The organism is uncultured Anaerovibrio sp. (assembly GCF_947302755.1).
Lineage (GTDB): Bacteria > Bacillota > Negativicutes > Selenomonadales > Selenomonadaceae > Anaerovibrio.
Window position 1 is genome coordinate 1 of the sequence record NZ_CAMYWM010000064.1, and the last position, 14,096, is coordinate 14,096.

General features: G+C 47.5%; 8 protein-coding genes and 1 pseudogene. 6 read left to right on the plus strand and 3 right to left on the minus strand.

The annotated features are described in order from the left end of the window. Positions 1 to 62: 62 nt before the first annotated feature. The 3 genes from Q0Y54_RS07570 to Q0Y54_RS07580 are packed head-to-tail and all read right to left on the minus strand — an operon-like array spanning position 63 to position 6,177. The gene (locus tag Q0Y54_RS07570) at positions 63 to 1,544 is read right to left on the minus strand and encodes a DUF6056 family protein (RefSeq protein WP_297965914.1); all 1,482 of its coding nucleotides are present in this window, start codon (positions 1,542 to 1,544) and stop codon (positions 63 to 65) included. After that, entirely contained in the window at positions 1,538 to 3,055 is a 1,518-nt protein-coding gene (locus tag Q0Y54_RS07575) for a DUF6056 family protein (protein ID WP_297965916.1), read from the minus strand. The genes Q0Y54_RS07570 and Q0Y54_RS07575 overlap by 7 nt, the downstream gene beginning before the upstream one ends. Before the next feature lie 2 nt (positions 3,056 to 3,057). After that, positions 3,058 to 6,177 carry an efflux RND transporter permease subunit gene (locus Q0Y54_RS07580; RefSeq protein ID WP_297965918.1) on the minus strand — a complete coding sequence of 1,040 codons (3,120 nt, stop codon included), beginning with the start codon at positions 6,175 to 6,177 and terminating at the stop codon, positions 3,058 to 3,060. A gap of 716 nt (positions 6,178 to 6,893) precedes the next feature. Here Q0Y54_RS07580 and Q0Y54_RS07585 point away from each other — a divergent pair. The 6 genes and pseudogenes from Q0Y54_RS07585 to Q0Y54_RS07610 form a co-directional block, all read left to right on the plus strand. Continuing rightward, the gene (locus tag Q0Y54_RS07585; RefSeq protein ID WP_297965920.1) at positions 6,894 to 7,259 is read left to right on the plus strand and encodes an ACT domain-containing protein; all 366 of its coding nucleotides are present in this window, start codon (positions 6,894 to 6,896) and stop codon (positions 7,257 to 7,259) included. Between the two features lie 204 nt (positions 7,260 to 7,463). Continuing rightward, complete coding sequence (gene groES / locus Q0Y54_RS07590) at positions 7,464 to 7,748, plus strand: co-chaperone GroES (RefSeq protein ID WP_297965922.1); 285 nt, start codon at positions 7,464 to 7,466, stop codon at positions 7,746 to 7,748. Positions 7,749 to 7,795: 47 nt separating this feature from the next. Continuing rightward, the gene (groL, locus tag Q0Y54_RS07595; RefSeq protein ID WP_297965925.1) at positions 7,796 to 9,430 is read left to right on the plus strand and encodes a chaperonin GroEL; all 1,635 of its coding nucleotides are present in this window, start codon (positions 7,796 to 7,798) and stop codon (positions 9,428 to 9,430) included. A gap of 452 nt (positions 9,431 to 9,882) precedes the next feature. Then, positions 9,883 to 11,712, plus strand: a complete 1,830-nt coding sequence (gene glmS, locus Q0Y54_RS07600) for a glutamine--fructose-6-phosphate transaminase (isomerizing) (RefSeq protein ID WP_297965927.1) — start codon at positions 9,883 to 9,885, stop codon at positions 11,710 to 11,712. A gap of 152 nt (positions 11,713 to 11,864) precedes the next feature. Next, a complete protein-coding gene (locus tag Q0Y54_RS07605) occupies positions 11,865 to 13,373 on the plus strand; it encodes an IMP dehydrogenase (RefSeq protein ID WP_297965930.1) in 1,509 nt (502 codons plus the stop codon). 461 nt (positions 13,374 to 13,834) lie between these two features. After that, positions 13,835 to 14,096: pseudogene (locus Q0Y54_RS07610) on the plus strand (hypothetical protein); the annotation flags it as partial.

Sequence of the window (14,096 nt, forward strand, 5' to 3'; positions counted from 1 at the left end):
CGCACGGTGGTGTGAGAGGTCGGAGGATTTATTTAAATCCTCCTCCTACTCGATTTCAAATTTTATTCGATAAGTCGGCGGTCTTCCCCGTCGGTTATGACCTGCTTCCAGCCGTAGTATTGGGCATACATGATGTTGTGACTGCCCTCGGGGCGGGGCTCTAGGTCAGAGCCCCAGGCCAATATATCTGTATTCCAGGTAACACAGCCCCAATATTCGCAAATATCATCTGCAATAGGTACCACATCTATCTGGTGTACCACCACCAGCTCCTGGTCCCTATGGTCATTCAGGTAGTCAATGCGGCTCATCCATTGCTGGCGCACATCCCATTCAACCCAGCAAAATATCGCCGCTGTAGCAGCTACCATGGCCAAGCTGCAGGCGGTTACTGTCCGACAAAGCAGCCTGCGTCGCTGGTACAAGGCGTCTATTTCTGGCATAAGCTCCTTCAAAGCGGACATGGATGCGACGATTACCGCCACGGTGGAGAAAAAACCGGCCCGGGCTGGTGCTACGGGAACGAATATCATGACAAGCATAACGGAAATGGCCCCGGCCATCATAACAGCCTGGAATTTGGTTACCCGGTTCCAGCGGTGTCCGCTGGGCAGCTGCCATATATAGCAGCCCATGAGGGCAAGCAGCGGTAACCATAGCTTCGTTACCTGCCAGAAGCATTCATAAAAGTTAATTTTAAACATTAGCGGCGTCCAATACATATCCGCTGGCAAATCCGGGTTGTATTCATATAGACGCTGCAATTCAAGCCGTACCATTTCCCCAGGGGCCTGGGTCAGCATCAGTCCGCCGATGCACAGAAAGACAAAGCCAACCACCATCCATGGAGCCAGCTGCTTTTGTTTATAAAAATAAAATAGTGTCAATAGGGTGATAAGGCCGGTGGCGGCGGCACCGGTCTCTACTGACCAGCCGGCACACAGGCCGCTGAGGGCCATAAGGGGCACTGACCAGCGGGGCGGCTTTTGCCAAAAATCCGGGTGCCAGTATTTTATGGCGAAGGGGAGCAGAAATAGAAACTCCAGTAATCCCATCCACAAAAATACGCAGCTGCCGCACATCCACAAAGTGGTCAGGAATGGATCAGGCAGCAGAAACCAAAAGCTAAGTACCAGCCACAGCATATAGGTTCGGTTCATTTTTGGGATAGGCAGGCCTGTGCCAATCCGAAAGACCAGCAGCATAAGTCCACCAAAGACCAATGTATTTAGAAGGTTAAAGATTTCCTTGCCCTGCCAGGCGAATACTTGGGTCAGTCCAATACCTAAAATTCGGCCCCCCCAGGTAAAATAATGGGACCACTGGCTGACAACGATATCATAAAAGGAAGATATTCGCTGTTGTGGGCCTACTCCATCCAAGAGGTTACCCCTGTCCGCCCCGTCCCAGATAAAGGCGTAGGGAATATCATCAGATACCATAGGCAGCAGACAATTTCGCACAAAAAACAAAGCTAAGAATAATAAGAACAACACCTGCCAGGACAGGAATTTGCTGGTAAGGTGTTTATTTTTTTCTACCATTCATTTACCTCCCCATATTTTCCCCAATCAACCCGTTTATCAATAATTATTCCCTTTAACCCGTAATACTGGGCAAACATATTGGAGCGGTTGTCCGTTGGATTGCTTTCCAAATCTCCGCCAAACATTAGCAACATATCGGTAACAGAGCGGTTGCCAGTTATTTTATCCAGGTGCCACGGGATTTTTATGGCGGGAACCACAATGAGATTATCCTCCTTATGCTTGGCAATGATTTGGTGTCGTACAGCCCATTGATTAGCGTATGATGTTTCGATAATCAGGCATAGTATAGAAGTAATTAGCCATATACCAATGGAGAGACAGCCTAATAGGGCTACTCCTAGGCGAACCTTCGGCATCTGCTCACACCAGACCTTTATCATAGGGAGAAGGGAGCGCAGGGCGGCGGTTGATGCCACCAGCAGGAAAATTACACTATGATAGCCGGCATGGGCCCGAAAATCCGGGGAAAACAGCATGGCGCATAACAATAGAATACTTCCGGCGGTGAACAGCAAAATATATCTGGTTAGCTCCTTGTTACCACTGCTTTTCCAAAAATAAATGCCAATGGGAATAAGTAGGGGCAATTCCCCTGTAAATACGGGTAAAAAGCCCTCAAAAAAATTATAGAGAAACATATCCGCTGTCCAAAGCAGCTCCGGCGGCATAGTATATTCCGCCTCCAGCTCCTGCATGATTTTTAACCGCATAAGGCTGCCGGGGGCCATCATCAAAAGGCTTAAACCAATTAGTAGGCCAATAAAACCAGCAAGCTGCCAGGAACGGAGCTTTTTTTGTCGGTAAAAAAGAAGCAAGAGGACTATAATCATCAGGGTGGTTATGATAGCACCCGGTTCTACTGACCAGCCGGCAAATATCCCCAACAGCAGCATAAAAATACTATGCCATGGACCAGCCTTAGCCCAAAACGAAGCCTGCCAAAAGGCCAGGCAATAGGGGAGCATAAAGGCACATTCAGCAATGGCCGTCCATAAATAGACGCATGCTCCTGTCAGCCATATCATGGTATACATGTATGAGGGCACGGAGAAAAACAGGCCCAGCAGTATCAAGAGAAGTCCCGCCTTGCTTTTGGCTGGAGATTGTATTTTTCCGGCTGCCAGCCAAAAGAGTATTAAGACTAAAACAGCAAAAGCAACTGTATTGAACAAATCAAATAAAATACCATCATTCCCCTGCCAGGCAAAGAACTGAGCGATAAACAGAGATGGAACCCGACCGCCCCAGGTGAAGTAGTGGGACCATTGGGAGGTAACAATATCAGCTATAGAAGTAATTCTCTGGCGTGCCCCAATACCGTCCAGCAGATTACCGGCATTGGCTCCATCCCAAATGAAGGCATAGGAGTAATCATCGGCGACCATGGGAAATAGCAAATTACGCCATAGAAATATACCGACGCCAAATATAAATAGCATTTGCCATGATAGTCTGCGCCATAGATAATTCCACAGACTATATAGCCTGTCAGCCAATAAATCCATTTTTAGTGAAGCTCCTTCATATCTGTATTTTTTTGGTGGTGTTTACCTGCTATAGCCACATACAACACTGGTATGATTAATACCCCTAAAACGGTAGCTACAGTCATGCCACCAACAACGGCGATGCCCATATTACTGCGGGCCCCGGAGCCGGCTCCGGCCGCCATGGCCAGAGGCAGACAGCCTATAATAAAGGCGGCGGAGGTCATGAGAATAGGCCGGAGACGCAGCTTGGCTGCAATAATGGCCGACCGCAAGGGGGAAGCTCCCCTGGCTTGGCGTTCTTTGGCAAATTCCACAATGAGAATGGCATTTTTGGCGGCCAGGGCCACAACCAGCAATATACCTATTTGCATATATAGGCTGCCCGGCTGTTCGGCCACCAATTCGGCCAACAATGCTCCGCCGATACCAATAGGCAGGGACAACAGTACCGCCCAAGGCAATCGCCAGGATTCATATATATAGGTGAGACAAAGAAATACAAATACCAAGGACAATACCAGCATTATAGCCGCTTCAGACTGGGCCTCCCTGGCATGACGGCTGGTTCCTGCCCAGGCAACCTGGAAATCCTTGGGAGCCACGTCTTTTACCAGCCTTTCCATGGCATCCATAGCTTCTCCGGTGGAGTAGCCTTCTCCTGGGACAAGCTCAAAATGAACGCTTCTGGTTCCGTTGTAGCGGGTGATGCTGGCCGGACCTGAGGCAATATTGGCCTTTACCAAGGCATCAAGGGGCACCATCTCGTTATTGCTGTTGCGGACAAACAGGAAGCGCAGTGCGGCTGCCTTATCCCGGTAATCGGTATCGGCCTGTACCACTACCTTGTACACATGGCCAAACCGTATGAAATCATTTACCTCATCTCCGCCAAAATTTACCTGAAGGGTATCATATATATCGGTGAGATTAACCCCCAGCATTTTGGCTTTGTCTTCATTTACGGTAAAATCCACATAAGGGGTACCCATGTCAAAATCGGCTTCGACGTCACTGAATTCCGGTCGCTGTTTGGCCTCAAGGAGGATTTTTCCCACTATATTATGGAGCTCCTCGTCGGAATGATTGGCCAAATCCAGTAAATGCATGGAACCGCCGCTGGTCAGGCCAAGCTCCGGTAATGGTGGTGGCGATACAGCGATGAACCTGGCTTCCGGCACAGTCTCCTGGGCAGCCTCTTCCAGCCATTCCAGCAGCTCATCGGCACCCTGGCCCTCTGAAAGGCGTTCGGACCAATCCTTCAGGGCAATAAACAATACTCCCGCATCCGGTCGGGTATTGTCGCCCAGCAGGTCAACGCCATTTATACAGATTATCGCCTTTATGCCCTCCTTGCTCATTATTTTATCTGACAGATGGCTTAGGGATTCGGCAGTACGGTTTAAGGAGGTACCAGAAGGAAGATTGACGCCGGCCACCAGATATCCCTGATCCTCATTTGGCAAAAATTCCTGAGGCATAGTCATATATAGCCCCAAGGTGCCTGCCCCAAACAGGAACAGAAATATCAGGGTAAGTCTGCCCCGGCGCAGGCAAAAATTGAGGCCATGCTGATATTTTCGCCCCAGGTATTTTAGAATGCGGGCAAACCAGGTCAGCAAAGGGTTGTTATCATTGACATCCTCTTTTCCCCTAAGGAGCAGGACACAAAGGGCCGGGGTCAGGGACAGGGCTGCAAAGGCGGAGATGCTCATGGAGGCCACCAGGGTGATAGCAAATTGGCGGTACAGGGTACCGGTCATACCTGACAGAAAGGCAACTGGTATAAAAACAGCGGCCAGTACACAGGCAATGGCTATGATAGGCGCCTGGACCTCCCTCATGGCCGCTGAAGCCGCCTCAGTTACTGGCAGTCCACGCTCACAATGGCGAAATACACTTTCAATAATGACAATGGCATCATCCACCACCAGACCAATGGCCAAAATAAGGGCAAACAGGGTCAGCAGATTTATGGAATATACACAAAGGTAAAAGACGAAAAAGGTGGCAATCAGGGAAACCGGTACTGCCAGCAGGGTGATAAGGGTAGCCCGTCGGCTGCCCAGAAACAAATAGACGATAACAGCCACCAGCAGTAAGGCTTCTATAAAGGTATAGGCAACCTCTACCATGGATTCCTTGATGAAATTTGTTTGGTCTACTACAATACGGTATTCCATATCCGGCGGAAACATTTCCTGAGCGTCATTCAGCACCTTCTTTACCTCGTTAATGGTATCCAGGGCATTGGCACTATCTGTCAGGGAAATACTGAAGGTGGCTGCTTCCAATCCATCCCGATAGGCAAGATAACGGGTATCCCGGCGGCCCTCCGCTACCCAGCCCACATCCTTTATCCGCAGGAGACTGTTTTCGGGGGTTGGTAAAATGATATTGCCAAAATCCTCAGGTGTCTCCAGACGATTTTTTATCCGCCCCACCATCTGATGCTCCTGGAGCTGGTTGGTAGGCATTTTTCCCAAGGCCCCCGCTGCAGGCTGTACATTTTGCTCCCTAATGGCTGATAAAACATCGGTGATTACCATACCCCTGGTGGACAGCTTATCAGGCTGCAGCCAAATGCGCATGGAGTAGTCCTCCGCATATTCATCCACGTTGCCTACACCGTCGATCCGCTTTATTTTGTCCAAAAGATAGATTTGGGCGTAATTTTGCAGGTAAACGCTGTCATAGGTGCCCTTTGGTGAACACAGGGACATGGCAAATACCATGCCGGGCATGGAGCGGGTGGTGGTTACCCCATAGCTTTGTACCGCTTGGGGCAGTGACGACAGGGCAATGGCCACCCGATTTTGTACGGTGGCGGCCGCTACAGCTCCATTTATGTTGGGGGCAAATTCTATATCCAGCTTATAATCTCCTGAGGCATCGGAATTGGAGGTCATGGCACGCAGCCCATCAATACCCTTGATTTCCCCTTCGATAACATTGGCAACAGTATCCTGTACAACAGTAGCATCTGCCCCCTGGTAGGTGGTGGATACGGATACTGTAGGTGGCATAATTTGGGGATATTCCGCTATAGGCAGCCGAAAGACTGCCACCAGCCCCAACATGGTGAGCAAAAGGGCCAGCACCATGGCCTGTAATGGATGACGAATAAAATATTGTGCCAAGGATAAACACCTGCCTTATAGTTAACTTAGTTGTATTTGTTCCAAGTCAAATTAATTCTACTTAATCAATACATTTTATCAGATGTATTCAGCCTGTAACAAGTATAAAATATATGAAGCTGGGCCTATCTCCATTTGTATGATTGTTCAAAAAATTTGAAATTATCTGTAAAATAATGTATAATTAGCCTCATAAAAGATATGTGGTTTGACCTCTCACCCCTTCCTTTAGGGAGCGTCTGGACTGCGTATCTTTTTTCAATTTGCATTGGTAATTTGCGGCAGAAATAATTTTACATAAAGCCCAATAATAGCGATAACACTTTTCCAATATCCGGGATATAAAGGACAAAGAAAAGGAAAAACAAACTCGCACTACGCCCTTACAACGAAATCTAAAGCTCATCTGCATCCTTCGGATTTGATTCGCTAAGATTTCATAATAAAAAGAGGAATTAGCCTGTGCTGTATAGAATTATATAACATAGAATTATATGAACCAGGGTAAAGCTCTTCAGCTTGTGTAAGCGGCATATGTTCAAAATCATGCTGTGGAAGGCGTGATGGGACAGCCCTTTCACCAATGTTTGTTCATTTTTTAGAAACAGGGTGCCGGTGGTATAAGGTGGCGGAACGGGCCCGGAGGTAAAAAAAGAGAAGGCAGTTTCAGCGGCAGCAGTATTGAGGCAGTGCTTTTAAAAATTGGAGGGTACATCATGGATCTGACAGCTATAAAGGATAGTATTACAGTTTGTAAGGTAAGTGATATTTCAGAAATAGACATGACAATGGATTTTTTCTTTTTGGCCAAAACCAATGAGGAAATATCCCTTGTATGCAAAACGGAGCAGGCACCAGCCAATTGCATAAAACGGGATGATGGCTGGAAGGGCTTTTATATTGATGGAATGGTGGATTTATCCATGGTAGGGGTATTGGCAAAAATCTCCACTATTCTTGCTGACAATGGTATCAGTATATTCTCCGTGTCCACGTACAATACGGATTACATCCTGGTAAAGGAGCATAAATGGGGGAAAGCCATGTCTGTGCTGATGAGGGAAGGATATAAATTAAAATAATAAGCTCTTTTGAGGATTTTTCATACCGGGGACAGCCCTGAAAAAATTATAAGCAAAGAAGTCATTTAATGATTTCTTTGCTTTTTTGACTTTTTGCTTGCATTTTTTTGCAAATAGATTTATCATAATACTCGGAGTTAGCACTCAGCTAAATGGAGTGCTAACAAAATAGTTAACAAACTATCTTTTAGGAGGCAGATAAATATGATTAGACCATTAGGTGACAGAGTTGTTATTGAGGTTGCTGAGGCTGAGACCAAGACGGCCAGTGGCATTATTCTGGCTGATACGGCCAAGGAAAAGCCAATGAAGGGCAAGGTTATTGCCGCAGGCCCAGGCAGCATTGATAAGGAAGGCAACCGCATCGCTATGGAGGTTAAGGCTGGGGACAGTGTCCTTTATTCCAAGTATGCCGGTACTGAGGTTAAGATTGATGGCAAGGATTACCTCATTATGCGTCAGAGCGATATCCTTGGTGTAATCGAGTAATATCCTTTTAGGTTGATTTTATTTCTTATATATTGGAGGCATTTAAAATGGCAAAGCAGATTTTATTTGATGAAGAAGCTCGTCGTGCTCTGGAAAAGGGCGTTGATGCATTGGCAAATGCAGTAAAGGTTACCCTTGGTCCAAAGGGCCGCAACGTAGTTCTGGATAAGAAGTTTGGTGCACCGACCATTACCAATGATGGTGTTACCATTGCCCGTGATATTGAGCTGGATGATCCATTTGAAAACATGGGTGCTCAGCTGGTTCGTCAGGTTGCTACCAAGACCAACGATATTGCCGGTGACGGTACCACCACTGCTACCCTGTTGGCCCAGGCTATGATTCATGAGGGTATGCGTAACGTAGCTGCTGGTGCTAACCCTATGGTTCTGAAAAAGGGTATTGAGAAGGCTGTGAAGACCTTGGTTGAGGAATTGAAGAAGGTTTCCAAGCCAGTAGAGTCCCAGAAGGCTATTGCCCAGGTTGCTACTGTTTCCTCTGCCGATGAGGAAATCGGTCAGTACATTGCTGATGCCATGGAAAAGGTTGGCAAGGAAGGCGTTATCACCGTTGAGGAATCCAAGGGTATGGAGACCAGCCTGTCCGTTGTAGAGGGTATGCAGTTCGACCGCGGCTACATCTCCCCTTACATGGTTACCGATACTGACAAGATGGAAGCTGTAATGAACGATCCTTATATCCTCATTACCGATAAGAAGATTTCCACTGTTAACGATATTCTCCCAATTCTTGAGCAGGTTGTTAAGATGGGCAAGGAGCTGGTTATCATCGCTGAGGATTTGGACGGCGAGGCTCTGGCTACCATCGTTGTAAACAAGCTCCGTGGTACCTTCAAGGCTCTGGCTGTTAAGGCACCTGGCTTTGGCGATCGTCGCAAGGCTATGCTGGAGGATATTGCAATCCTCACCGGCGGTCAGCTTATTTCCGAGGAGCTGGGCCGCAAGCTGGACAGCGTAACCATCGAGGATTTGGGCCGTGCCCGTCAGGTACATTCCTCCAAGGAAAATACCACTATTGTTGACGGCATGGGTGAAAAGAGTGCAATCAGCTCCCGCATTGAGCAGATTAAGAAGCAGATTGCTGACACTACCTCCGACTTTGACAAGGAGAAGCTCCAGGAGCGTCTGGCCAAGCTCTCCGGCGGCGTAGCTGTTATTGAAATCGGTGCTGCCACTGAGGTAGAGATGAAGGACAAGAAGCTCCGGGTTGAGGATGCTCTCCATGCTACCCGTGCTGCTGTTGAGGAAGGTATCGTAGCTGGTGGTGGTACTACCTTTATCGATATTCTCCCTGCTTTGGATGCTCTTGAGGCTGAGGGCGATATCAAGACTGGTATCAATATTGTACGCCGTGCAGTTGAGGAGCCAGTTCGCCAGATTGCCAACAATGCCGGTCTGGAGGGCTCTGTAGTTGTAGCTGAGGTTAAGAATAGAGAAGTCGGCGTTGGCTTCGATGCATACAAGGGTGAGTACGTTGATATGATTGCCAACGGTATCGTTGACCCTGCCAAGGTTACCCGTTCTGCATTGCAGAATGCGGCTTCCATCGCTGCCATGGTTCTCACCACTGAGACCCTGGTTGCTGATAAGCCGGCTCCTGAGGGTGCTGCCAACCCAATGGCCGGTGCCGGTGCAATGGGCGGCATGCCTGGTATGATGTAATAGCGTTGGATAGTATCCATACGGTGAACGCTCGCACTCTGTATTTTACGTAGCGGACACTAAGCTCATGCAGTATTTTCAGCTTGCATTCACTAAGTGCCGACGTAAAAAAGGCCACTGTATGGGCACTATCCTCCTATGTGTGTATAATACTTGACTAAGATATATTAATAGTCTATAATACGTACCGTGATTTTGGCTCCAGGGTCAAAATCACGGTAATATTATTTTTGAAGTCTTTATGTTCATATTAATGAAAGAACTTGATGTTCTAGCGCATGGCCTCGCTGCTTGGGCAGTGAGGTGACGAGGAAGAGGTTGTCGATTTATCAGCGGATGCCTCTCGGCTTGCCGGTCGTTAGAATGCTGTTAAAGCTGTCAGGTGACTGACAGGACAGAGCGGCATTTGGGCAGGACATGGGACTTCCAGTTTTATATTGGAGGTTTTATTTATGTGTGGTATCGTTGGTTACATTGGCAGCAAGCAGGCTGCCCCATTCCTTATTGAGGGCCTTACCAAGCTGGAGTATCGCGGCTATGATTCAGCTGGTATTGCTGTTCTTAGCGGGGAGAAAATTCGTGTAGAAAAGTCCGTAGGTCGTCTCGCCGCTTTGGAGGAAAAGATAGAGGGCAATGTTCCTGAGGGGAATATTGGTATCGGTCATACCCGTTGGGCAACCCATGGGCGTCCTTCCGACAACAACTCCCATCCTCACACCGATTGTCATGGGGATTTTGCGGTAGTACATAACGGTATTATTGAAAACTACATGACCCTGAAGGAAGAGCTTATGGCCAAGGGGCACAAGTTCCTGTCTGACACGGATACCGAGGTTTTGCCTCATCTGCTGGAGGAAGTCTACAACGGCGATTTTGAGGCATCTGTTCGTGAGGTTATTAAGCGTATTGAGGGCTCCTATTCCATCGTATTTATGAGCAAAAATGACCCGGACAAGCTGATTTGTACCAAGCAGGATAATCCAATGGTTATTGGCCTTGGGGATGATGAGAATTTCATCGCCTCCGATATTCCGGCCATTATTGCCCGTACCCGTCGCACCTATATCGTAAATGATGGTGAGGTGGCTGTGGTAAAGAAGGATTCCGTATGGATTACCAATAGCTTGGGTGAGCCTATTACCAAGAAGGTATTTGAGGTTAACTGGAATGCTGAGGCAGCTGAAAAGGGCGGCTATGAGCATTTCATGCTTAAGGAAATCCACGAACAGCCAAAGGCCGTCCGCGATACCCTGGCTTCCCGTATTGCCAAGGATAATTCTGCAGTCGTTCTTGAGGAGCTCAGCTGGACCGAGGAATATGTAAATTCCTTCTCCAAGATTTTCATTGTGGCCTGCGGAACGGCTTATCATGCCGGTCTGGTTGGTAAATATTATATTGAACGGTTGGCCCGTATTCCGGTAGAGGTGGATATTGCCTCTGAGTTCCGTTATCGTCAGCCGATTATCGATGATAATACCCTGTGTATTGTGGTCAGCCAGTCCGGTGAAACCAGTGATACCATGGCGGCCATGAAGGAGGCCAAGCGGCTGGGGGCTAAGACCCTGGCTGTAACCAATGTGGTGGGTTCCTCCATTGCCCGTGAGGCAGATCAGGTTATTTATACCATGGCCGGCCCGGAGATTGCCGTAGCCTCCACCAAGGCCTATACTACCCAGCTTATTGTTATGTTCCTGCTGGGTGCTTATATGGCAGGCCTTCGGGGTACCGTGGCACCCCGTCGCATGAAGGAGCTGCTGGGCAAGCTGCGGGAGATTCCTTCCCAGATTAGCGAGACCCTGGAGGATGTGGAGCCTATAAAGGTATTTGCCAAGAAATATGGCTTTAACACCGACGTATTCTTCATTGGCCGTGCCTTGGACTATGAGGTGGCATTGGAGGGTTCCCTGAAGCTGAAGGAGATTTCCTATATCCACGCTGAGGCCTATGCCGCAGGTGAGCTGAAGCATGGTACTCTGGCCCTTATTACCACCGGTGTGCCGGTAGTGGCCCTGGCTACCCAGAAGAGCGTTTATGAGAAGACCCTCAGCAACATCAAGGAGGTTAAGGCCCGTGATGCGGTGGTTATTGGTATTGCTGCCCAGGGAGATACGGAGCTTACGAAGTATGCCGACCATGTTATTTCCGTTCCCAATACCGATGAGCTGCTGATTCCATTGTTGGCCGTTCTTCCACTCCAGTTATTGAGCTACTACACTGCCATTACCCGTGGTGCCGATGTGGATAAGCCAAGAAATTTGGCCAAATCTGTAACTGTAGAATAAGTTTAAATAGAGGACTGTCCTTGCTTAAAGGACAGCCCTTTTTTTGTTGACAAGGTGCAGGGTTTGTACTAGTATAGTAACAATATCTTTTGACCTGATAGGGTTTCAAGAAGCGTTGTTGTTTAAAAATTTACAGAAAAGAAGGGATTAAATTGGCATTCTATTTTGAAGAACCATCACACACTTTTGGCGAATATTTATTGGTTCCAGGCTATTCTTCTGATAAGTGCATTCCGGCAAATGTATCCTTGAAGACGCCGTTGGTTAAGTTCAAAAAGGGTGAAGAACCAAAGATTTCCATGAATATTCCTATGACCTCCGCCATTATGCAGTCCGTATCAAATGATACCCTGGCCATTGCATTGGCTCGTGAGGGTGGCGTTTCATTTATTTATGGTTCTCAGACAATAGAAGAAGAGGCTGCTATGGTGGCCAAGGTGAAAAACTTCAAGTCTGGCTTTGTTCGCAGTGATTCCAATATTATGCCTTCTACAACCTTGGGTGAGATTTTAGAGCTTAAGGAAAAGACCGGTCATTCCACTATGGCGGTTACGGAGGATGGGGAACCAACCGGTAAGCTGTTGGGTATTGTGACCAGCCGTGATTATCGGATTTCCCGTATGGGGCTGGATACCCCTGCCTCTGAGTTTATGACTCCCTTTGAGAAGCTGGTTTATGCCGGTGCTAATACTACTCTGCCAGAGGCCAATGACCTCATCTGGGAGCACAAGCTGAATATGCTGCCGTTGGTGGACGCCAATCAGCGCTTGGTATATATGGTATTCCGCAAGGATTACACCGCCAACAAGGAGCATGAGCTGGAGCTGATCGATTCCAATAAGCGGTATATCGTAGGAGCTGGTATCAATACCCGTGATTATGCTGAGCGTGTACCTGCGTTGTTAAAGGCTGGTGCCGATGTGCTGTGCATTGACTCCTCCGAGGGCTTCTCTGAGTGGCAGCGTATTACATTGAAGTATATTCATGAGCACTTTGGTGAGGATGTAAAGGTAGGTGCCGGTAATGTGGTGGACCGGGATGGGTTCATGTTCCTGGCTGAAGCTGGTGCAGACTTTATTAAGGTGGGCATCGGTGGCGGTTCCATCTGTATTACCCGTGAGACCAAGGGCATTGGTCGTGGTCAGGCAACGGCACTTATTGATGTCTGCAAGGCCCGTGATGAATATTATGAAAAGACTGGTGTTTATATTCCGGTTTGCTCCGATGGCGGTATCGTTCATGACCATCACATGACCCTGGCCCTGGCTATGGGAGCTGACTTCATGATGCTGGGCAGATATTTTTCCCGCTTCGACGAGTCTCCAACTGACCGTATCAAGATTAATGGTACTTACTATAAGGAGTATTGGGGTGAGGGCTCCAACCGGGCCCGGAATTGGCAGCGTTATGATTTGGGCGGGGCCAAGAAGCTGTCCTTTGAAGAGGGCGTTGACTCCTATGTACCTTATGCCGGTTCCCTTCATGACAATGTGGGGATAACCTTGAGTAAAATTCGCTCTACCATGTGCAACTGTGGTGCCCTGACTATTCCTGAGCTTCAGGAGAAGGCCCGCCTGACCTTGGTATCCTCTACCTCCATTGTAGAGGGTGGTTCCCACGATGTAATTTTGCGTGACCAGTTTAGCCGTACAACTGTATAATTTCTTGCTTAAATAACATTCATGGACTGCGATGTACGAAGGTCGCAGTCCTTTTTATGTATATTTCGTTAAACTTTCATGTGGTATAAAAGACGGAGACGATGTGCCTGCGTCTTTTTTTGCGTGGAGGAGGGGAATAGGGGGGGATTCAGAATTCGTAATTCGTAATTCGTAATTCGGAATGCGTAATTCGTAATTCGTAATTCGGAATGCGTAATTCGTAATTCGGAATGCGGAATTGGGATTTCGTAATTATATCTTGCCTCCCTCTGGGGGAGCCCTAAAAGACTAGCTTCGCGTCGGGGGACCGTCGAGGACGGGGGAAAAGGTGTTACTATCTGTGACAGATTAGGTAATATAAATATTTTATTTAATAATATTAGTATTTTTGTAAATTATGTAGTATAATATAAATATAATATCTAAAAATATCATATATTATTCAAACAAGGAGAAGGCTTATGGGAAATGCTGATGAGCGGCGGAAACGGTTATATGATAATGCCTGCAAAAAGGTTTTGTCTGAAAAGGGAATTATTGGTCATATCCTAAAAACCTGTGTAAAGGAATATGAAAATGTCCCTGTTGATGACATAGTTAATAAGTACATTCAGGGTACCCCAGAGGTGGAAAAGATTCTAGTTCAGCCTGATGATAATATTTTCCGCATAGAAAGCACACACACAGAAGATTTTAGCGAAGAAGACGAGTCTGTATTCTTTG